This window comes from Alteromonas sp. 009811495 (assembly GCF_028865455.1).
Classification (GTDB): domain Bacteria; phylum Pseudomonadota; class Gammaproteobacteria; order Enterobacterales; family Alteromonadaceae; genus Alteromonas.
The window spans coordinates 2,719,316-2,740,659 of sequence record NZ_CP113972.1 but is presented as its reverse complement, the minus strand read 5'-3'; the positions used below and the strand labels follow the sequence as shown (position 1 = coordinate 2,740,659).

The window sequence follows — 21,344 nt, the reverse complement described above, 5'->3', positions numbered from 1 at the left end:
AATTTTAAACAATCTGATTGGCGCTAGGTTACTCATCGCGTAAGTTGCGGTACACTTAGCGCCATGAAAATACTCCTCGAAGATACTATTCCATTTGGTAGTGATTACCTCAACGACCTTGCTGAGGTAACCACTTATGCGTGGCAATCATTGCAGCCAGAGATGCTAAGCGATATTGATATCTTAGCGTTGCGCTCGACAACAAAAGTCGCACCTCAGCTACTTCAGTATGCAAATAAACTCAAGTTTGTGACCACTGCTACAGCGGGCACTAATCATTTGGATAAAACATTTCTTGATAAAGCAGGCATTACGCATAGCTCAGCCGCGGGGTGTAATGCAGTAGCGGTTGCCGAATACGTATTGAGCGTATTATTACATGCACACAAAAGCCAAAAAATATCACTGGCCGATGTGACGGTTGGCATAGTGGGCGCAGGTAATGTGGGGAGTGCGCTTTCGGCCATCCTGAAAACACTTAATATCAACTATAAGTTGTGCGACCCGCCGCTTGCCAAGTCAGGCGACTCACGCGATTTTGTATCAATGGGTGAAATTGCACAGTGCGACGTTATTTCGCTGCACGTGCCATTTATAAAGAGCGGGCCTTACGCCACAGAAACGCTTATAGATAACGCTTTTCTTGAGCAGTTAAATGCAAATCAACTACTCATAAACGCATGCCGCGGTGAAGTAATCGACGAAAATGCTTTAGTCACAAAGCTAAACGGCAACAATGCGCCAACTGTTGTGCTCGATGTATTTGACAATGAACCGAACATTAACACCGCGTTTTTTGAACACGCGTGGTTTGTGACGCCTCATATTGCAGGTCATTCTGTTGAAGGTAAAGTGCGTGGCACGCAAATGATCTACGAACAGATTTGCGAGGTACTGGGAAAGTCTGTAGAAAAGCGATTAAGCGATTTTCTCTCGCCAACACAACCCATTAAGATAACGCTTAAACAACCACAAGCACGTTCTCTTTCATATGATGATTTAGCCACAATTTTTCTGAAGGTCTACGATGTGGCGATAGATGATGCTAAAACGCGAGAGACACTACTTCCCAAAAAAGGGGGAAGTGGCAAATTAAGTGAAGCTGATGTCGGCGATAGGTTTGCGCAACTTCGTAAACAATATCGAATTCGAAGAGAGTGTAGTGCATACACGTTGCATACAACGCAAGAAGTTAGCACTGAGATAGCGCAAACTTTAAGGCAGTTGGGCTTTACTATCAAACACGCAGACAAAATATTGGAGCAGTAAGATAGGCTGTGAAAGGTTGGCACAGTAAATTTACTCGCTACTTGAATCTTTAAGAAGTAATACAACCATAGATGAGAAGTTTAAAAGCAATGTATTCTCATTTTTTTAATTAGGAGCACAAAACATTATGTCACAAGCGTTTGACGTCGCGGTACTTGGCGCCACTGGTTTAGTGGGGCAAACCATGATTGAACTATTAGAAGAGCGCGATTTTCCAGTTAATAAGCTGTATCCGCTTGCCAGTAAACGTTCAGCAGGGAGCACCGTTTCGTTTAAAGGTGAAGACATTGAAGTGTTAGACGCCGATGAGTTTGACTGGTCACTTGTTCAGTTTGGTTTTTTCTCAGCTGGCGGCAGTATATCCGAAAAGTTTGCGCCACTTGCCGCAGACGAAGGGTGTATTGTTATCGACAATACTTCTCACTTTAGATATGAGCCAGACATTCCGTTGGTTGTACCCGAAGTTAATGCTCATGCGCTGGCCGATTTTCGCAATCGAAATATTATTGCAAACCCAAATTGTTCGACTATTCAAATGTTGGTTGCATTAAAGCCTATTCAAGACGCAGTAGGTATTGATCGTATCAATGTGTGCACGTATCAATCTGTATCAGGTGCAGGCAAAGAGGCGATGGAAGAACTCGCGAAACAAACCGCTGGCTTACTGAATGCACGTGAAGTTAAAGCAGAAGCATTCACGCGCCAAATTGCATTTAACGCTATCCCACAAATCGATGTTTTCCAAGACAACGATTACACTAAAGAAGAAATGAAAATGTTGTGGGAAACACAGAAAATAATGGGTGACCAAAGTATTTTAGTTAATGCAACAGCGGTAAGAGTACCTGTTTTTTACGGTCACGCAGAGGCTATACACCTAGAAACGCGTTCACCCATAGATGCGCAACAGGTCAAAGAGTTACTTGCCAATGCGCCTGGAGTGACAGTGTACGAAGGCAATGAGCAATTCCCTACGCAAGTTGGTAACGCAAGTGGTAATGACATAGTTCATGTTGGCAGAATTCGAAATGACATTACGCATCCTTGTGGCCTTAACCTTTGGGTTGTTTCTGACAATATCCGAAAAGGGGCGGCAACAAACAGTATTCAAATAGCAGAAACGCTTATACGCGACTATTTGTAAGCAAAACAGCTGTTGGTATTGAATGCGGTAAGCACAGAAAAAGTAAACATTTTTCTGTGCTTGCCGATAGAAATGATAGTTGGCGAAAAGCGTAAATCGATGACACAAACTAGATTGCCTACCACAACTGGTTTATAGTTTGTGTAACGCTATTGTTTTATTGCTTGTGGTATTTGAAAAAATAACCAGAGGTCAGTGGTTTATCTAGTTTAAAAACAACAAAAGAACACGTATCGCGTACGTGTTGCACTGACCACAATTGTCACCGCAAAATGTTAGGAATGCGGGTGATTTAAGAACAAAAATAAAAGCCAATAAAGTTATCATAATAAAGATTGGCTCAAAATCCGCTTCGACGTCACAAGCGGTAAAGACGCTTGAGGGCATATAGGACTGCTATGAAATTGCATTTGACGGGCTTACTTTTACTTACACTTTGTTTGTCTGCCCCTATCGTTTCTGTCGATGCACAGGAGCGTTCCACGCTATTAAAGGGCCCCAAAGACGCCAGTAATCAATATTCTGGATTGGAATATGGTCCAATAGACTCTAGCGATACCTTATGGCGCATAGCGGAGCGTTACCGCCAAAATAATAACCTGTCTGTTTATCAGGTTATGACCGCTATCTATGAACTCAATCCAAATGCCTTTGAAAATGGCAACCTCAATTTGCTCGTTGATGGCGCGGTTCTCAAACTTCCCTCAGAGCGCTATATCGCGCGTATTGATAAACAAAAAGCGCAAATGCGTGCAGAGCAAGATGATAGAGCGTTTGCGGAGCTTCTCAACAAACCTGGTAGCAGTGTAAGAAATATTAAGCCAGCTTCACCGCTGGTCAATCAAAATGACCTTACACAGACCCAAAGCGATATCGAACAGAAAATTACACGTTTAGATGAAGAGCAGACGCGCCAGTTCGATGAACTTCGCATGCAATTTGCGGCGTCACTTGAAAACGTGCAAGCCATACTGGATGAAAATAGACGCCTATACGAGCGCGTTGAAGCCGTAAACGGTGAGCTTGAGACCTTGCGCGGTCAAGTTGAAGGTGATGTTAAGTCTCAACTGGACATGCAAGTAGCGCTTCAGCAAGAACTGCTCGATATGATCAGAGCCGAACAAGCGCAGAGAGAAGCTGAAAAGCAGGACTCCATTTTAAACGCATTAACCAGCCCAATGAGTCTAATTATAGGCACGGGCGTTCTCACGTTACTTTTAGTGGGTGGTCTAATTACTTGGCTATTAAAGCGCAATAGCAGCACTGAAGAAGCACCAGTAACTACACCGCCTATTACCTCGACTACTGACGACGTACCGGTTCCTGATGAAGATATTGGAGACCTCTCTAGCGCGCTAGCACCAGATTTGGGTGAGCAAACGGAATTGTCAGATGATGATTTGTTTAACGATGATGATCTTCTAGATGACGTACTCACTTCTGATCTGGAAGATACTCTTGATGACGAATTAGACACATTTGCCGATCTTGAAGATGACATGCTGGTGCCAGACGAAGGCACAGATGATCTTTTCGAAGAGGGTGCTGATGAACTGGACCAAAATGAATTAGATAGCCTTTTCGACGATGACGACCTGTCTGATAAGGTACTGAGCGAGGGTGAAACTGATGACCTCGAAGGTTTCGATTTATCTGGCGATGATGATGTTTTTGAAGAAACTGAAGACACCACAGATAGTGAAACGAGCGAACAAACACCAGACGAAGTTTCAGATGATGATTTTGATATTGACGACTTACTCGACGATGTTCAAAGTCAGGGCGACGCTGAAAGTGATAATGAAGAGACGCTGGGCACAAATGAAGATATTGGTGCATCCGACGATAATTTTGATGACGATGATATAGATGCTCTGTTGGCCGGTGCATCTCTTGATGATGCTGAAGAAGAAAGTGAAGATGTGTCGTCGGAAGATACTGAGGATACTTCTCCTAGCTTGCCTGCGGTAGAAGATGATGATGATACGCCAGAAATCAGTATTGACGATTTATTAGAAGAACACGGCGTAGATGCTGGGTTAACTGACGAACTCGACAGCAATGATGATCTCATCAATGAAGAAATGCTGGAAAAACTCGACGACGAAATTAACCAGCAAAATAAAGAAATAAACAAGATCACAGACGATTTGCTTAATGAAATAGAGCAAATTGAAATGATGGGTGGTTTAGGCGACGAGTTCGCTGAAGACGACGAAATAGAAGATGAAATTACAACAACACCATCACCTTCGCCACAGTCTATTCAAAGCTTAGATGACATTACCGATGATTTGGATGACATCGATGTTGGCGAAGACATTGATGGCGTAGCTGATTTTTCTGACCCGTTATCTGATGATCTTATTGCTGAGTTGCAAGCTGAAGATGAAAGTGAATCCTTTGATAGTGCTAGCGAAGTAGATGAAGAACTAGCTGCTGTTGAAGAAGCTGAGGACAGCGAACCGTCTAGCGAAATTGAATCAAGTGAAGATTTTGAAGATCCGTTTACCGACGAATTATTAGCTGAACTTGAAGCTGATTTAGAAGTAGAGCCAGAAGAGCCTGAATCAATACAAGAAACCAACGAACTTCAAGATGAAGAAGACTTCAGTGATCCCCTTACTGATGAGCTTCTTGCTGAGCTGGAAGCTGAGGAAAACGACTCCGCAACCGACGCTGATTTATTAGCAGACGAGCTGCTATCGGAGCTTGAGGCGGAAATCGAAAACGAGTCAGAAATAGATCAAGTCGACGATATCAATGATGCTTCGCCTAGTGATGATGATGAGCTAGCACAAGAAAATGTTGAGCAAGATGCTGATTTAGATGAAGAAAATCTTGACATCGAAAGTACTCTAGATGACGCTCTTGCAGAAGCAGAAGCAGAAGCAGAAGCAGAAGCAGAAGCAGAAGCAGAAGCAGAAGCAGAAGCAGAAGCAGAAGCAGAAGCAGAAGCAGAAGCAGAAGCAGAAGCAGAAGAAGCAGAAGCAGAAGCAGAAGCAGAAGCAGAAGCAGAAGCAGAAGCAGAAGCAGAAGCAGAAGCAGAAGCAGAAGCAGAAGCAGAAGCAGAAGCAGAAGCAGAAGCAGAAGCAGAAGCAGAAGCAGAAGCAGAAGCAGAAGCAGAAGCAGAAGCAGAAGCAGAAGCAGAAGCAGAAGCAGAAGCAGAAGCAGAAGCAGAAGCAGAAGCAGAAGCAGAAGCAGAAGCAGAAGCAGAAGCAGAAGCAGAAGCAGAAGCAGAAGACCCTTCTTCCGATCCGTTGGATGATGCCATTGAGGATTTCGATCAACAAATGATGGACGATATTCCATCGTTTGGTGAAGTAGATACAGACGCGCAGCCGTCTGAAGCACAATCTCAGTCCGATGACGATTTTGATGACAGCATTCTCGACGAAGCCTTTGATGACGTAGACAACTTTGAATTAGAGCAGGAAGTCGACGGGGTTGACGCATCTGAAAGCCAAAGCGAAGAAAATCAAACTAAGGCCAACGAAGAATCAGATATCGACGAGTTGGACGATGTTCCTGGTTTAGATGACTGGTTATCGAGCAGTGATGATGAGGGGAACGACAGTCACGCAATCCTCAATGATTTGGACAGCGCTGAATTTGATGAACTTTTACAGAGTTTAGAGTCTGAAGAACCTGTAGATACAAGTGAGCTAGAACCTGTCTCTGAAAGCGAACAATCAAGTGAAGAAAATACAAACTCTGACGAAGCCGACGAAGCCGATGATGATGTATTTGAACTTGATGACGCTGAGGAATTGGAAGAAGAAACAACTGTTGCAGATGCCTCAGATAACGACGAATCTTCCTTTGCACAAGACGACGACTTTGAACTAGAAGATGACGACCTAGAATCATTTTTTGAGTTAGGCGATGAAGATGAGCTAGAAGACACGTTTTCGTTGGAAGAAGACGATGCCCCTCTAGACGAAGCAACCCTAGATGATACTGAGCATAAAGATTCAGACGATGAGCACAATGACTCTGTACCTTCAAGTGCTGCAAGCGACGTTGCCAAAGAGGAGTCGCTTCAACTGGATAACCCTGATTTGGATTTGGCGGCGCTTTTAAATGATGGCAGTAACGATGCTTCTAGCGATGAACTAACACCGCCTGAAGATTTTCTTGATGTCGAGGCGCTTATGGATGACGGAGACGACACCATTGACCCAGATAGCCAAGAACTCGACTTAGACGTCAGTTTGTCTGAGTTCACGGGAGTTACTGACGAAGATACGGTTATTGATATCGACAAGGATGCTGGCCAAAACGCCAATTTAGATCTTGCTCGTGCCTATATCGAAATGGATGATGTAGACGCTGCAAAAGAGCTGCTTGAAGAGGTTATGGTTGAAGGTAGCGATGAGCAGAAAGCAGAGGCGGAATCGATATTGAAATCTATTCGCTAATTGCATGTTGGGTGTGACATGACTACACTTAGCGCCTTTTAGCATAGAGGTATCACAGAGATGGGGCGAATTGCCTTAGGCATAGAATACGATGGCGCTGCGGTTTATGGCTGGCAACGTCAGCGTGAAGTACCTAGTGTCCAAGAACATCTAGAAAAAGCACTTTCTACAGTAGCTAACGAGCCTATAGAAGTTCAGTGTGCTGGTCGTACAGATGCGGGTGTTCACGCGACAGGACAAGTCGTTCACTTTAACTGCGATGCGCCCAGAAATGAACGAGCATGGACATTAGGCGTAAACGCTAATCTTCCTGACTCGGTAGCGGTAACGTGGGCAAAGGTCGTGCCTGAAGATTTTCATGCCCGTTTCTCTGCCACACATCGACGCTATCGTTACGTGATACACAATTCGAAGATGCGACCTGCTATTTTGCATCATGGCGTCACCCACATTCATCGCCCGCTTGATGAAGCAAAAATGCATGAAGCGGCTCAAGCACTTCTAGGCGAGCAAGATTTTACTTCATTTAGGGCGGCACTTTGTCAAAGTAATACGCCATTTCGAAACGTAACTGACGTGAGTGTATATCGCCAAGGGCGTTATGTTGTTATCGACATACGTGCCAATGCTTTCTTACATCACATGGTACGGAACATTACTGGCGCTCTTGTAGAAATTGGTGCGGGGGAGCAAGGTGTGGATTGGATTGCATACCTTTTAAGCCTAAAAGATCGCAGTCAATCGGCCGCGACTGCCAAACCAAATGGTCTGTACTTGGTAGATGTAACCTATCCCGACACTTATGGCTTGCCAAAGCCGCCATTAGGTCCTTTATTCTTGCCTGACCTATAGCGAAGCATGTTGAGAAACACGGTCTGAACTTATTCCACTTTCGGGCCGTTTGCGACGTTTTAACGAAAATACTGCAATTTAACCACTCTTTTATTTGATAACACGAAGTTGTTTTCTATATTTAAGATATAGGGTTAATTGAATGCTATGAGGTTTTTGTTTAGGGAAGTCGAATATGGTAACAGTGAAAGCATGCCTTAAGCAGGGAGCGCTTTTTATAGCGAGCCTGTCAGTTTTTTGCGCTCTGATTACTCATTCTGTAGCCTCTCCAACTCAAGTGCGTTTTGCCATAAATGCACCGGGTTCACCACCATACCTTTTTTATGACAAGCTTTCACAGAGCTATCGCGGCGTAGTTGTAGACTTCTTTTCGTTTGTAGAGGCACGCGGCGACTACGTTGTGTCGTATTTAGATTCAAACCGAGTGCGCAGCGAAAACTTCTTGCTGCAAGGCGAGGCGGATGTCTTTTTATCTGCTGTTGAGTGGCTTAATAATCCCGAATCATTTGTGCTTAGCGATACCTTCATGAAGCATGCTAGTTATATGTATTCAACGTCGGCGTTTTATGGGCCTTTTGTGCCCGCTGATAATCCAAATGCCAGTATTTGCACGCGCTATGGATTTATTTATCCGGTACTGCAAGAGTTCTTTTACAAAAATAGTGGCGGATTAGTCAGAGTAAACTCGAACAGTCAAACCACCATGGCCATGATGTTGGCTCGCGGAAGGTGTGATTTTACAATTATGAGCGAGCAGAACGCGTTGTCGATTATGTTTGAGGAGCAATTTTGCGACACAGCCTTTTACCAATCATCAAATGTCATTAGCGATGTCGACCTGGTGTTTGTTATACGCCCTGAGCTTGCAGCGCTTCGCGACATTATCAAATTAGAGCTGAAAAATTTTACTGATAGTGGTGCGCTTCAAGAGTCTATCAACCGGCATTCGGGTATCCATCGATTCCCCAAGCATAAATGTCCAGCGTAATGTAGTAATGCGGTATTTTGCTATCATTGCTGCGAGCCTCATGCGGTTTTACCCGTTGCTAATTTGGAACAACCAAGCCACCTAAGTCGTTCATTGCCTGATACTCGCTTGGCGTGGACAAAAAGTGTACTGCAAAGATCAACACGCTTTGGTCTGTCCTAACTTCTTAGACCAGTTTTGTTTTTTCCATTTCGTTGTATTGTGGTCTAATAGCGCGCTATATTAGGTAGCTGTTCTACTGAATTACGACTTTTTTCTTGGTAATTCAGTATGAAACTTAAAAAATTAATGTGTGACTGGCCGTCATGTGAACAAATATCAAAAACAATGGCGAGTAACCAAAAACAAAGGATTCAATTTCCATGAGCTGGATTCAAAAGATTCTTCCGCGTACGCAAACATCGACCAAGGGCAATGTGCCAGAAGGTATCTGGACAAAGTGTGGTTCTTGTCAGGCGGTTTTGTATAAGAGCGAGTTGGAAAAGCTTCAGGAGGTTTGCCCTAAGTGCGACCACCATATGCGTATTACTGCGCGTCGCCGCATCGACGCATTTTTGGATGATGGTGATCGCGTTGAATTAGGCGCTGAACACGAACCGCAAGATATTCTTAAATTTAAAGACTCTAAGCGTTATAAAGACCGTATTGTAGCTGCACAAAAGCTAACAAATGAAAAAGATGCGCTTGTTGTTATGCAAGGTAAACTTAAAGGTATGCCTGTCGTTGTGGCGTGCTTCGAATTTGCTTTCATGGGCGGTTCAATGGCGTCTGTAGTTGGCGCTCGCTTTGTGGCTGCAGTCAATGCGTGCCTTGAAAACAACACGCCGCTTATTTGTTTTTCAGCAAGTGGTGGTGCGCGTATGCAAGAAGCGCTTATGTCTTTGATGCAAATGGCAAAAACATCAGCTGCTTTGGCGAAGATGAGCAAGAAAGGACTACCTTATATCTCGGTGTTAACTGACCCTACAATGGGCGGTGTTTCAGCGAGCCTTGCAATGCTAGGTGACGTCAATGTGGCAGAGCCTAAAGCTCTTATTGGCTTCGCAGGTCCTCGTGTTATTGAGCAAACTGTTCGTGAAAAACTACCAGAGGGCTTTCAGCGTAGCGAATTCTTAGTAGAAAAGGGCGCAATAGATATGATTGTTGACCGCAGAGAAATGCGTGATAGATTACATAGCCTGTTGGTTAAGTTACATAATAAGAATTAGTGAATAACAAAAATACTACTACCATTGGCTCAGAAAGTGCGCCTGCACTATCCCCTAAGAGTCTGAGCCAATGGCTATCTTACCTCGAATCTATTCATCCTAATGCCATCGATATGGGGTTAGACAGAGTGAAAGCGGTGGCAAATGCCATGTCACTCGACCTAAACGAATCTTTGGTCATTACCGTTGCCGGTACAAATGGTAAAGGCACTACGTGTCGTTTACTTGAGCAAGTATTTCTGCGTCAAGGCAAACAAGTTGCGGTTTACAGCTCTCCTCATCTAACAGATTACCGTGAGCGCGTTAGACACAACGGTGAACTTGCGTCAGAAAAGGCGTTTGTTGAAGCCTTTGAGTTTGTGGAAGCGTCACGTGGTGATATTACTTTGACCTATTTCGAGTTCGGCACTTTAGCGGCAATGAAGATGATGCAGCAGTGGGGTGTTGACGTTGCTATTTTAGAAGTAGGTTTGGGTGGAAGGTTAGATGCCACTAACATCATTGATGCTGACCTTGCCGTGATTACCACTATCGACCTTGATCACCAAGATTGGTTGGGTAATACGCGCGAAAAAATTGCCCGTGAAAAAGCAGGTATTATGCGCAAACAGGGGAGCGCTATCATCGGCGAACTGTTCCCTCCTTCGTCACTTTACGATGTGGCAAATGAGCTTTCTGTTAATGCCCTATGGGCAACACAAGATTTCAGTGCTGTAGTGGCAGATGATAATCAATCGTGGTCTTGGAAAGGTAAGCGGAACGAATTTACAGATTTACCTTATCCACGTATACCATTGCAAAATGCCAGCACCGCATTGGCGGCGCTAGAGCACCTTGACGCGCTACCTGAATCTGAGGTGTTAAGCGAAATATTGTCGAACACAACGATGCCTGGGCGTCAGCAGACTATCAGTACTAATCCGTTAGTGGTGGTTGATGTTGCGCACAACCCGCAGGCAACTGAAGCGATGAAAGCATGGCTTTCGCGCTATGACGTTAATAAAATTCGCGTTGTTGTTGGCATGCTAAAAGATAAGTCTATTGCACAGACCTTGGCACCATTAAGTGCATTAAATGCAACGTGGTATACCGCTACTACATCTGGCCCTAGAGGGTGTAAAGCTGAAGTTCTTGAAAATGCACTTGTTAATGCAGGCACAAGTATAGAGAATATAGCGACTTACGACGACGTAAAAACAGCTTATCAGCGCGCGCTTGCAGATTATCAAGACGGTGAACTCGTTTTAGTGTTTGGTTCATTTGTTACCGTAGCAGACGTGCTTGACGCAGAGTAATCAGATACTCATAAATGAGTAGTAACGCATTTCAAGCAGGAGAGAATAGTGACATCGGCATTAAAGAATAGACTGGTTGGGACCATTATTGTGGTCGCCCTTGCCGTTATTTTTTTACCAGACTTTCTTGATGGCAAGAAACAAACGAACAGAGAGCCATTTGTTTCAGTGCCTGCCAATCCGCCTAAGAAGCCTATCGTTGAGCCTGAACCATTTCCGAGTGAGCGTGTCGCTAAAGCGGCGGTACCCGCTGTGGAAATTGAAGACGAGCCTGCGCTCGATGATGTGTTAACTTCGAAAACGCCGAAAGAGACCTCGGTAGAAGATACTTCAACAGCAGCTGTCGCTCAACGAGAGGAAAAAGATAACCTTGCTAGTCAAACCGTTGTAGAGGCAAAAAGCGAAGCGGCTGATGATGCAGGGTGGGTAATACAGCTTGGTAGTTTTAGGCACGAGAAAAACGTAAAAGTGCTGTTGGCGAAACTCGAAAAAGCCGGTTATCGAGCGTTTAGCCGTAAAATTCAAACCAGTTCAGGCCCACTTAATAAAGTATTTGTTGGCCCAGACTTGGAAAAACAAAAACTGGATGCCGCACTTCCACACCTAAAAGAGCTTACTGGCCTTAAAGGTAAAGTAACGACCTTTAAAGTGGAATAAAGGAGCGTTTTCGCTCCTTTTTTATAAGTACGAAGGCAACACAAATTTATTACGCACTAGTAATATTTTTAGCTTCTGTTAGAATGCGCGCCATCTCGCCAAAGGCTCGTTGCTTTTATTTTTTAAGCAGCACTAACGCAACAAAGAGACGATGAACTGGGTAGACTTTTCCATACTGGGTATCATTGCGGTATCTACCTTAATAAGCCTAATAAGAGGGTTTGTTAAAGAAGCCATTTCTTTAGTGGTATGGTTCGCTGCACTCTTCATTTCAAGCAACTTCTACGCTGATCTCGCAATCTACTTTACAGCCATTGACGATCCCTATTTAAAAAATGGCGCAGCTATTGCGGCATTGTTTGTCACTACACTTATACTTGGTGGCATGATCAACTTTGCAATAAGCCAGTTGGTTCAAGCCACTGGCCTGTCAGGCACAGACCGAGCGCTCGGTATAGTTTTCGGTGCATTGCGCGGCGTATTAATAGTCAGTGCATTGCTCTTTTTTATGGACACCTTTACTGGCGCGGCTTCCGCTGCTTGGTGGCAAGCGTCGGTACTCATACCTGAATTTGGTGTCATTATTGAGTGGTTTTTCAGCTATGTGAAAGACTCCTCCAGTTTCTTAAATCCCGCTTGAAATAGGTAACGCACATGTGTGGTATTGTCGGAATAGTTGGTAAAACGCCCGTAGCTCAGTCTCTGTACGACGGTCTAACGGTTATTCAACACCGTGGACAGGATGCTGCAGGCATAATGACTATCGACCAAAATATGTTTAATTTGCGTAAAGCAAATGGTTTGGTTCGAGATGTTTTCCATACGCGTCATATGAAAAGGCTCTCTGGTAATATGGGCATTGGTCACGTTCGCTATCCAACAGCGGGTACGTCGAGCTCGGCAGAGGCGCAGCCTTTTTACGTTAACTCACCGTTTGGTATTGCTTTCGCGCACAACGGAAACTTAACTAATGCACATGAGCTGCAAGAAGAAGTATTTCGCATTGCTCGTCGTCATATTAATACCACCTCAGATTCTGAGTTACTGCTAAATATTCTTGCTCATGAGCTTCAGCAAGTAGCGGGCCTTAGCGTAAGCGCTGAGCACATCTTTGAAGTCGTTACCAAAGTTCACAAAAAAATTCGCGGCGCATATGCTGTTGTAGCAGCTATTATCGGTCAGGGCATTGTAGCGTTTCGTGACCCCCACGGCATTCGCCCACTTGCGCTAGGTAAGCGTATGACAGAGCTTGGTGAAGAGTGGATGGTAGCATCAGAAAGCGTGGCACTCGACGCGGTAGGCTTCCAATTTGTACGAGACGTAGCGCCAGGTGAAGCCGTATTTATCACCGAAGAGGGTCAATTGCATACGCGTCAGTGTGCTGAGAACCCGGTAACGTCACCATGTATATTTGAGTTCGTTTATTTCGCTCGTCCTGATAGCTTTATTGATGGCATTTCAGTATATGCTTCACGAGTAAATATGGGCCGTAAACTCGGTGAGAAAATTAAACGCGAGTGGTCTGATTTAGATATTGATGTTGTGATTCCTATTCCAGAAACGTCGATGGATGTAGCACTTCAAATTGCCAATACGCTTGATTTACCATACCGTCAGGGCTTTGTTAAGAACCGCTATATTGGTCGTACTTTTATCATGCCTGGTCAAACCATGCGTAAAAAGTCTGTTCGTCGTAAGTTGAACGCGATATCGTCAGAATTTAAGGGCAAGAGCGTGCTACTCGTTGATGACTCTATTGTTCGTGGTACAACGTCAGGTCAGATTATAGAAATGGCACGTGAATCTGGCGCGAAGAAAGTGTACTTTGCTTCAGCCGCACCAGAGATTCGTTTCCCGAATGTTTACGGTATTGATATGCCATCGGCTAACGAACTCATTGCGTATGGCCGAGAAATAGACCAGATTGCAGAACTTATTCAAGCCGATGGTCTTATCTTCCAAGATATTTCAGACTTAGTTGAAGCGGTTCGAGAAGAAAATGAATCTATCCAACGATTTGAAACATCTGTATTTGACGGTAATTACATTACTGCGGATATCGATCAAGAGTACTTAGAGCGTATCGATATGTCTCGCGGTGAGAAGTCGCGCACTGCACCTGTTGTTCAGGCTGAATTGAGCAATCTTGATGTTCACAACATTGGCGCTGCAGACGATTAATAGGTAATAAGTCAGATTAAAACAAAAAGCCGCTTCGAGAGCGGCTTTTTTTATGTTTAATTGCTATGTACTTAAGTGTATTGACCTTAGCTGCAAAAATGCACAGCAAACGTACACAGCCTAATGTTAGTGAACAAAAACGGGACCACCGTATAAGCCCCATACTAAAACAGAGCCTGTCATAAGGATAACAAGTAGAACCAAGCCGCAAGTCACTACTGAACTAGAATAAATAAAACCCTTATCTTCTGGCATATGCAGCATAATAGGCACACCAGAATAAAGCAGATAAACCGAGTAGCTAATACCAACAAGTAGCGCTGTCATTACAACCCAAAGTTCAGGGTAAAGTCCGGCAAACCCCACCATAAATAAAGGTGTTGCAGTATACGCGGCCAGTTCAAGCGATTGCGTATAGGTGGGAGACGCTTCAAACGCTTTCGCAAGTTCGTGTATCAGTACAGCAAGTGCAATCACACCAGCAACAAGCCCAAAGTACATACCTACACCCATCATGACGGCGCTTGTTTCGCTCAGTCTTATTACATCGCCTGCGCCAATGCTCCAGCCGGTATGAGCACTAGAGTAATAGGCAACCAATGACGGGATCAGGGCAATGAAAGCGATATGAGTTAGCGCGTAGAAATAGGTTTCATGTTTGATATCTATAGTTTGCCACTCTTCTTTAGGGTGAGTATAGATACCAATCAAATGGTTTAAAATCATAAAATCCTGCCTTATATAACCATGGTTATTTGTTGTTATGGATATATTGTTCTAGGCAGTGAAAACACGAGGAAACGCTTAGTTTGCAAAAAATGACACAGTTATTTGCGCAACTATAACGATAAAAGCAAAGATGCATAGCATCACAAAACTGCCGTTAACAATATCTTTACAATTTGAGTGTGCAGTAATAACTATGATGCGTCAATAAATTTGATTAAATAATGATCTGTTGACGTAAGTGCCACTTACACTCATGCGGCAACAGGTGAGCCAGAATGGAAACGAAAGGTATCATCATGACTTTGAATAAGCGTTTTTTCCACGGCACCAAAGTGTGCGACCCGTTCAGAAATATCGACGGGTGATATTGCAGCAGCAAGGGTTAAATAGTCTTCAAAATGACGAGCCTCAGAGCGCAACAAAGACACATAGAATTTGCCGAGAGCTTCTGAAACGTGAGGCGCAAGCTTTGCAAAACGTTCACATGAGCGAGCCTCAATGTAGGCACCACAAATCAGTTTATCTACTAGCTTTTCTGGCTCATAGGTTCGTACATGTTTAAGCAGCCCATTAGCATAGCGGCTAGAGGTCACCGACTTATAGTCAAAACCAAGTTCATACATAATTTCCAGCACTTGGTAAAAGTGGTGCAGTTCTTCTTTTATTAACATCACCATTTTATCTAGCATATCTTTTTTGAACGGGTCTAACCCTTCAACATTGAATACATTTTTAGAAAGATGTTTAGTATTTAGTGACTGCCAATCACCTTCATGGCGATAGGTGAAATCTTCGTAAGGCTTTAACCAACCCAGCAGTACTTTACTGGTTTGTTCATCTGCTACATAACGGCGTAACAAATACATGGCGCTTTGTGCTGCTTTTAGCTCACAAATAAGGTGATCGGTTAGCAAAATTCGCAGATTTTCTTCTTTTCTTGCTTCATCTATCCAAGCTTGTGGGGTCTCAGAGTGCAAAAAGGCGTTGATAGGTTGAAGAAGAGAACTGACTTCAGAAGAAGAAATGACTGACATTGTGTTACTTATCCCAAAATTTTTTGTAAGCTTGCGGTGTGCGTTATAAACGCGGCGGCAATACTACCTGATAGGTGTTGTGGCATACAACTTAAAAAACTAACAGGCAACCCAATATGAATTACCTCGCACATTTGTTCTTTGCTCAAGCCACTGAAGATTCACATTTTGGCAATTTGCTGGGTGATTTTAGGCGAGGCACAACAACGTCGCAGTTCTCAGATGCGGTTCAAAGAGGGCTTGCCAATCACTACGAGGTTGACAAATTTACCGATGCACACCGAAGTGTAAGAGAAGCCAAACAGCTTTTTGCCTCAAGTCGACGTCGGTTTGCACCTGTCGCACTTGATATCTACTTTGACCATTTACTCATAAAGCACTGGTCGCGATTTACGCAAGAAACTTTTGACGCGTTTACCACGCGAAGCTTCACGCTTTTAGAGCGACGTTTGCCCTACATGCCACGTTCGATGCAACACAGTATTGGCCATATGATTACCCATAATTGGTTTGATGATTACGCTAAAGAAGAGGGTATTGCAAAAGCCATTTCAGTAGTGGCAAAGCGGATACGATTTAAGAATAACTTTCATCAAGCGGTGGATGATATTGAGAATAACCAATGCGCCATTGAAGCGCACTTTCTAACGTTCTTTCCAGAACTCCAGCAACACATTAACCAATACGGTCCTGAGAATGTGTTTTTACAACGCTAAACGATTTACACACAGCGAAAATGGTAAAGGTGAGCATGAATGTCGACGGTTATCGAGGAAATTAGTTAGTTTATCGCGCAATTTTCAGAGAGTCGCAGAGTGGCGGTATAGTGTACAACGTAAACACCATGTTAATTGCACATAACTAGAAAGACTTTAAAAATGATTAAACCACGCTTAATTTCAAGGAAAGGCGCAGCATCATTGGCACTATTAGCTTCGTTATCATTAACGTTGATAGGTGTTCCCGCTCTTGCTGATACCAACTCAAGTGCCCACAATCGCAGTATACCAATAGACAGTAATGTGATTACACAGCACGAAACGAAAATTCTCGGCAAGCGCGTAAAATATAGCGCAACCACAGGTACACAGCCCGTATGGAACAGCGAAGACGAAGCTGTGGCTACGTTGTTTTACACTTACTACCAACGCACTGACATCAAAGATAATACCAGCCGCCCGTTAATAATATCTTTTAATGGTGGGCCTGGATCTGCCTCAGTGTGGATGCATGTTGCTTATACTGGCCCTCGCATTCTTAATATTGATAGTGAAGGTTTTCCTGTTCAACCTTACGGTGTGCAAACCAACCCGTATTCTATCTTAGATGTTGCTGACATCGTTTTTGTTAACCCGGTCAATACGGGTTATAGCCGAGTTTTAGAAGATGCAGATGGCAAAATGCCGTCAAAAGACGAGCAGCAGAAAATGTTTTTTGGTGTTAACGCTGATATCAAATATCTAGCTGATTGGGTAAACACCTTTGTTACCCGCAACAATCGCTGGCGTTCACCTAAATATTTAATCGGTGAGAGTTACGGTACAACTCGAGTCTCTGGTCTAGCCTTAGAATTACAAAGTCGTCAGTGGATGTACCTTAATGGCGTGGTACTGGTATCGCCAACTGATATTGGTATTGAACGCGATGGTCCAGTGAAAGCAGCAAACCGCCTTCCATACTTTGCAGCCACTGCGTGGTATCACAAAAAGCTGGACAGTGAATTGCAGAATAAAGACCTTACTGAGCTGCTACCCGAGGTAGAAGATTTTACCATTAACACCCTCATTCCAGCGTTAGCGAAAGGGGGCTTTATTGGGCTTAAGGAAAAGCGTGAAGTGCTTGCTAAAATGGCTCGCTACTCTGGTTTGTCTGAAGAAGCCATTGCTCAAAATAATCTTGATGTTAGTACCTCTTTCTTCTGGAAAGAACTGTTAAGAGAAGAAGGTAAAACCCTTGGTCGACTTGATAGCCGCTATTTGGGTATGGATGAAAAACAAAGTGGCGATCGAACCGATTATTATGCAGAGCTGACTTCGTGGCTTCACTCATTTACGCCTGCTATTAACTATTACTTACGTGAAGAACTTAACTACAAAACTGATACCAAGTACAACATGTTTGGCAATGTCCATCCTTGGGATAGAACCAACAACAAAACCGGTGAGAATTTACGTCTAGCGATGGCTCAAAACCCGTATTTGAATGTGATGGTTCAAGCAGGTTACTACGACGGTGCAACTAATTATTTCGATGCTAAGTATACTATGTGGCAGCTGGATCAAAGCGGCAATATGAAAGATAGATTGAGCTTCAAAGGGTATAGAAGTGGTCACATGATGTATCTACGTCGCGACGATTTAAAACAGTCGAACCAAGACTTACGCGAGTTTATAAAATCTAGCACGCCTGAAAAAGGTGAGCCTGCAATGTATCGGCGCTAGGCACAAGGCAATATAGTAAAAACATCACACTTAATAATGGCGGTTTTACCGCCATTATCTTTTGAATCATCCGCCTTCTTATACTTTTAAACTACTTTTCATACAGAAAGATCGCTTAATGTCTTAATTACGACTACGCTTTCAAAGAGCAGTGGTACGCCTGTTTTCTGCGATAGCTCGTCTTACTCGCAATAACATCCTCAGCAGGAACTTAAGGAAAGGGAATGGCCACAAAATTACGTGAAAACCCACTTCAAGCCGCTAACACGCATACCCAGTCAAAAACCTGTTACGCCGTATGGAGCGCTGGCAATGGTGAATCTATTGCTGCTGCAGAGTCAGGAACTTTCTTTCATATTAACGATAGTGCGGTTAAACCAATAAAAGTGAATTCAACTTCAGACTTTTATGATGTTCATGGATTTGCGCCTGATGACGTGTGGGCAGTAGGCACGTTCGGAGCAATCTGGCACTTTGATGGTAATACATGGGCCGAAGTACAGAATAACCCCACCGAGAATACCTATGACCCTACATGGTTTGAAGCGGTGTGGGGAAATAGTTCAAATGATCTGTATGTATGTGGCGATAACTCTGAAATATTGCATTTCGATGGTAATAAATGGACCTACCTAATGAAATGGGACCGTATTAGCCATAACCCTTTTCCCGATAGATGGTACTCGTTAGCGGGATTAGAAGACGGCACCATCTATGCGGTAGGCAGTCCCTATGAAGCAAATGGCGTCTTCAAGGGCGGCGTGGTGCGTATTCAGCCTGATAAAGCGCCTGAGTTACTCGATGCACCAACTAAAACACCATTTATTAATGCAATAGCCAAAATTCCAAACACTAACGAATTACTACTTTGTGGCGGCGACGGTACGCTTTGTCGAATCGTTGGAGATAAAATTACCAAAGAAGCAGCAGATGTTGTCAGGAAAAATGACAAATTTTATGCCATTGAAGCCATTGACGAAAATAATATCATTGTTGTTGGTTGGAGTACGCTTCTTCAATTTAAAGACGGGCAATGGTCGCGGCTTTATGTCGCGGGAAGGCCCTTTCTTGAAGGTATTGCCTATAGCGGAAACAATCAGCTAACTGCAGTGGGGTGGATGGGGAAAATACTCAATTATGACATTTCGCAAAAAAGGTGGTCGTGTTTGCACAATGGCAGAGTAGATGAAACCCTTACCATTGCAAGGTCGAAAAATGGCGGCTTAATTGCCTCATGTGATGGAGGAAATTTGATAGTCGCCTCGCCAAGTGGAACTTTTAGCCAACATTTGCCTTGCAGAAGTGATGTTAAACTGTCATTTGGCCTGTCTAATGGAAATATTGTGCTTGCAGGAGGAAGCGGATATATCGCCGAAGTCATCGTGCAAGAAGATGGCGACTTACACTATCACTTTGAAAATCTCAGCAGTGCAGACTGGCGCGCTGAATGTGGCGTTTCAAAACACAATGAAGTGTATTTAGGGTGTAGTGATTTGGCCGTTAGAAAATGGTCAAACGGTAACTTGTCTGAAATTGAGGGTGTTGACGCTTTACTCGAGGCAACTGATAGGGGTGAAAGGTTAAACTTTGAAGCCATTTTTATTGTTAGCCATACACAATTCTTAGTGAGACTAAGTAGTGGTTACCCCAAAGTGCTTAAATCTTATTTTGTCGATCTTGAAGAAAATACGGCTGAACGTTTGGATATATCCGTTGATGAATTAGTCGCGGTGTCAGAAGACGAAATATTTGTTATTGATAATGCGTCTGTCTATCGGGTGACAGATCTCTTTAAGCGATATACGTGGACTAAGATTTCGGATATTAAAGACCATTGGGTTTCCTCTGATGAGACAGCCAGCAGTGCATTATTTTCTGATGGCAGAATTATAGTAGGGGGCAGTCGAGGTAGTGTACTGCTTTGCGATAAAGATAAGACTGTGTCCACGCATCATACGGGTTCATATAGCAAAGTAACGTGCTTTTCTACGCTTGATGACGGTGTACTTTACGTGGGTCACCGGTGGGGACGGATCAAGAAAATTAAGCTTACCTGTAGCGAAGTATCAGGTTATTCCATTTCTGCACCAACGTGGTGGAGTGCTTTGGCCATAGAGTCAGGAACATTAGTGTGTGGACAGGATGGTGCAATAGGGTTACTTGAAAAAAGCAGTGTAACCGCCGACATAAAACCCAATAGTCACCAAAAAGACTATTTGTGCAGCGTAGAAATTGATGCCGAATTAGTATGTTTAGCAGGGGTAGAAAGCATAGTACTGTGGCGTAAGGCAGAAGAAACCCCAGTTACGTTTGCAATTGCTAACTATGTTTTTACAACGGCTAATTTTCATGACTCGCGCCTTTATCTTGGCACTAGCGGGGGAGAGGTACTCATCATTGAATCTACCCAGCTACAGTCAAGGCAATTGACAAAGAGAGCCATTTCTAAGCTGTTTGAAAAACCGCTACCTTCGCCGGTCGTTGATTTATCCATACTGGAAGGTGGTGTACGCATTGTGTGCGAAAATGGAAAGGTTTATTTTTCAAATAGTAGCACGTCGCTACTGTTTGATTTTCACGGTGTTCTTAAGCGTGGGGCTATTTCGCAAAACTGCGAAGCAGCGTATTTTGCTGGGTATTTAATTCGTACTTTCTCTACACCCCCATACGATAGAATGGTGGTTGTGAAATTTAATTCTATTTACGATGTTGAGGAATTGGAATTTCCCACCGGATATAATGGCAAGTTATTAACTCGTGAAGTTAGCGCCTATGCCCCTGACGATAAGAACGGTTTTTGGTTTGGTGGGCAATCAGGGGAACTCGTGATTACTGTCGATGGGAACTGGTATCAGGTATCAACAGGTATAGGAAACCACTTGCAAAGCGTAACGTCCAAGCATGATCGCTTAGTAGTGTGTGGCCGGTTTGGGGCTGTACGCTTTGGCGATATGACAATATTTAGAGCCCGAATAGAAGAATTAAACCAACATGTCGAACTGTTTCCTGAAGTAGCTGTTACTGTTGCTATAAAGCCAGCGTCCAACTTGGGCGTAGTAGAAAGACGGGTTTACGACATGCTTGAGCAAGACGAAGTTGAAATGCACTGCCTTCCCATCGAGTAG

At 43.7% G+C, this 21,344-nt stretch carries 15 protein-coding genes; 13 read left to right on the top strand and 2 right to left on the bottom strand.

The window, feature by feature from the left end; genetic code table 11:
• Nucleotides 1-63 precede the first annotated feature (63 nt).
• The 10 genes from OZ660_RS12505 to purF all read left to right on the top strand — a co-directional run bounded on the left by OZ660_RS12505 (nucleotide 64) and on the right by purF (nucleotide 14,015).
• The gene (locus OZ660_RS12505; protein WP_274741132.1) at nucleotides 64-1,269 is read left to right on the top strand and encodes a 4-phosphoerythronate dehydrogenase; all 1,206 of its coding nucleotides are present in this window, start codon (nucleotides 64-66) and stop codon (nucleotides 1,267-1,269) included.
• Nucleotides 1,270-1,396: 127 nt separating this feature from the next.
• A complete protein-coding gene (locus OZ660_RS12500) occupies nucleotides 1,397-2,413 on the top strand; it encodes an aspartate-semialdehyde dehydrogenase (RefSeq protein WP_226433362.1) in 1,017 nt (338 codons plus the stop codon).
• A gap of 398 nt (nucleotides 2,414-2,811) precedes the next feature.
• Entirely contained in the window at nucleotides 2,812-6,834 is a 4,023-nt protein-coding gene (locus tag OZ660_RS12495) for a FimV/HubP family polar landmark protein (RefSeq protein WP_274741131.1), read from the top strand.
• A 60-nt stretch (nucleotides 6,835-6,894) separates the two neighbouring features.
• Nucleotides 6,895-7,686: a tRNA pseudouridine(38-40) synthase TruA gene (gene truA, locus OZ660_RS12490; RefSeq protein ID WP_202261872.1), complete on the top strand. Its 792-nt coding sequence runs from the start codon at nucleotides 6,895-6,897 to the stop codon at nucleotides 7,684-7,686.
• A gap of 175 nt (nucleotides 7,687-7,861) precedes the next feature.
• Nucleotides 7,862-8,674 (top strand): substrate-binding periplasmic protein, encoded by an 813-nt coding sequence (locus OZ660_RS12485; RefSeq protein WP_274741130.1) that lies wholly within the window; start codon nucleotides 7,862-7,864, stop codon nucleotides 8,672-8,674.
• A gap of 362 nt (nucleotides 8,675-9,036) precedes the next feature.
• Entirely contained in the window at nucleotides 9,037-9,882 is an 846-nt protein-coding gene (accD, locus tag OZ660_RS12480; RefSeq protein ID WP_159626210.1) for an acetyl-CoA carboxylase, carboxyltransferase subunit beta, read from the top strand.
• A complete protein-coding gene (gene folC, locus OZ660_RS12475; RefSeq protein WP_226432586.1) occupies nucleotides 9,882-11,177 on the top strand; it encodes a bifunctional tetrahydrofolate synthase/dihydrofolate synthase in 1,296 nt (431 codons plus the stop codon). Before accD ends, folC begins: the two co-directional genes overlap by 1 nt.
• A gap of 48 nt (nucleotides 11,178-11,225) precedes the next feature.
• Entirely contained in the window at nucleotides 11,226-11,834 is a 609-nt protein-coding gene (locus tag OZ660_RS12470) for an SPOR domain-containing protein (RefSeq protein ID WP_274741129.1), read from the top strand.
• A 151-nt stretch (nucleotides 11,835-11,985) separates the two neighbouring features.
• Nucleotides 11,986-12,474 (top strand): CvpA family protein, encoded by a 489-nt coding sequence (locus OZ660_RS12465; RefSeq protein WP_159626204.1) that lies wholly within the window; start codon nucleotides 11,986-11,988, stop codon nucleotides 12,472-12,474.
• Between the two features lie 14 nt (nucleotides 12,475-12,488).
• Nucleotides 12,489-14,015: an amidophosphoribosyltransferase gene (gene purF, locus OZ660_RS12460; RefSeq protein WP_159626202.1), complete on the top strand. Its 1,527-nt coding sequence runs from the start codon at nucleotides 12,489-12,491 to the stop codon at nucleotides 14,013-14,015.
• A gap of 126 nt (nucleotides 14,016-14,141) precedes the next feature.
• Here purF and OZ660_RS12455 read toward each other — a convergent pair whose 3' ends face one another.
• Together OZ660_RS12455 and miaE are read right to left on the bottom strand one after the other, a co-directional pair.
• Nucleotides 14,142-14,741, bottom strand: coding sequence for a Yip1 family protein (locus tag OZ660_RS12455; protein ID WP_159626200.1), 600 nt, complete (start codon nucleotides 14,739-14,741; stop codon nucleotides 14,142-14,144).
• Nucleotides 14,742-14,995: 254 nt separating this feature from the next.
• Nucleotides 14,996-15,778 carry a tRNA isopentenyl-2-thiomethyl-A-37 hydroxylase MiaE gene (gene miaE / locus OZ660_RS12450; RefSeq protein WP_202261868.1) on the bottom strand — a complete coding sequence of 261 codons (783 nt, stop codon included), beginning with the start codon at nucleotides 15,776-15,778 and terminating at the stop codon, nucleotides 14,996-14,998.
• A 116-nt stretch (nucleotides 15,779-15,894) separates the two neighbouring features.
• Between miaE and OZ660_RS12445 the strand changes: the two genes are divergently transcribed.
• The 3 genes from OZ660_RS12445 (at nucleotide 15,895) to OZ660_RS12435 (ending at nucleotide 21,344) form a co-directional block, all read left to right on the top strand.
• Nucleotides 15,895-16,494, top strand: coding sequence for an acyl carrier protein phosphodiesterase (locus tag OZ660_RS12445; RefSeq protein ID WP_274741128.1), 600 nt, complete (start codon nucleotides 15,895-15,897; stop codon nucleotides 16,492-16,494).
• A 162-nt stretch (nucleotides 16,495-16,656) separates the two neighbouring features.
• Nucleotides 16,657-18,219: a S10 family peptidase gene (locus OZ660_RS12440; protein ID WP_274741127.1), complete on the top strand. Its 1,563-nt coding sequence runs from the start codon at nucleotides 16,657-16,659 to the stop codon at nucleotides 18,217-18,219.
• A 224-nt stretch (nucleotides 18,220-18,443) separates the two neighbouring features.
• On the top strand, nucleotides 18,444-21,344 hold the full coding sequence (locus OZ660_RS12435; protein WP_274741126.1) for a hypothetical protein: 2,901 nt from the start codon (nucleotides 18,444-18,446) through the stop codon (nucleotides 21,342-21,344).

What these genes read in the sequence shown, in the direction of transcription:
- OZ660_RS12505 (WP_274741132.1), top strand. Translation starts at nt 64, where the DNA reads ATGAAAATACTCCTCGAAGATACTATTCCATTTGGTAGTGATTACCTC.
- OZ660_RS12500 (WP_226433362.1), top strand. Translation starts at nt 1,397, where the DNA reads ATGTCACAAGCGTTTGACGTCGCGGTACTTGGCGCCACTGGTTTAGTG.
- OZ660_RS12495 (WP_274741131.1), top strand. Translation starts at nt 2,812, where the DNA reads ATGAAATTGCATTTGACGGGCTTACTTTTACTTACACTTTGTTTGTCT.
- truA (WP_202261872.1), top strand. Translation starts at nt 6,895, where the DNA reads ATGGGGCGAATTGCCTTAGGCATAGAATACGATGGCGCTGCGGTTTAT.
- OZ660_RS12485 (WP_274741130.1), top strand. Translation starts at nt 7,862, where the DNA reads ATGGTAACAGTGAAAGCATGCCTTAAGCAGGGAGCGCTTTTTATAGCG.
- accD (WP_159626210.1), top strand. Translation starts at nt 9,037, where the DNA reads ATGAGCTGGATTCAAAAGATTCTTCCGCGTACGCAAACATCGACCAAG.
- OZ660_RS12465 (WP_159626204.1), top strand. Translation starts at nt 11,986, where the DNA reads ATGAACTGGGTAGACTTTTCCATACTGGGTATCATTGCGGTATCTACC.
- purF (WP_159626202.1), top strand. Translation starts at nt 12,489, where the DNA reads ATGTGTGGTATTGTCGGAATAGTTGGTAAAACGCCCGTAGCTCAGTCT.
- OZ660_RS12455 (WP_159626200.1), bottom strand. Translation starts at nt 14,741, where the DNA reads ATGATTTTAAACCATTTGATTGGTATCTATACTCACCCTAAAGAAGAG.
- miaE (WP_202261868.1), bottom strand. Translation starts at nt 15,778, where the DNA reads ATGTCAGTCATTTCTTCTTCTGAAGTCAGTTCTCTTCTTCAACCTATC.
- OZ660_RS12445 (WP_274741128.1), top strand. Translation starts at nt 15,895, where the DNA reads ATGAATTACCTCGCACATTTGTTCTTTGCTCAAGCCACTGAAGATTCA.
- OZ660_RS12440 (WP_274741127.1), top strand. Translation starts at nt 16,657, where the DNA reads ATGATTAAACCACGCTTAATTTCAAGGAAAGGCGCAGCATCATTGGCA.
- OZ660_RS12435 (WP_274741126.1), top strand. Translation starts at nt 18,444, where the DNA reads ATGGCCACAAAATTACGTGAAAACCCACTTCAAGCCGCTAACACGCAT.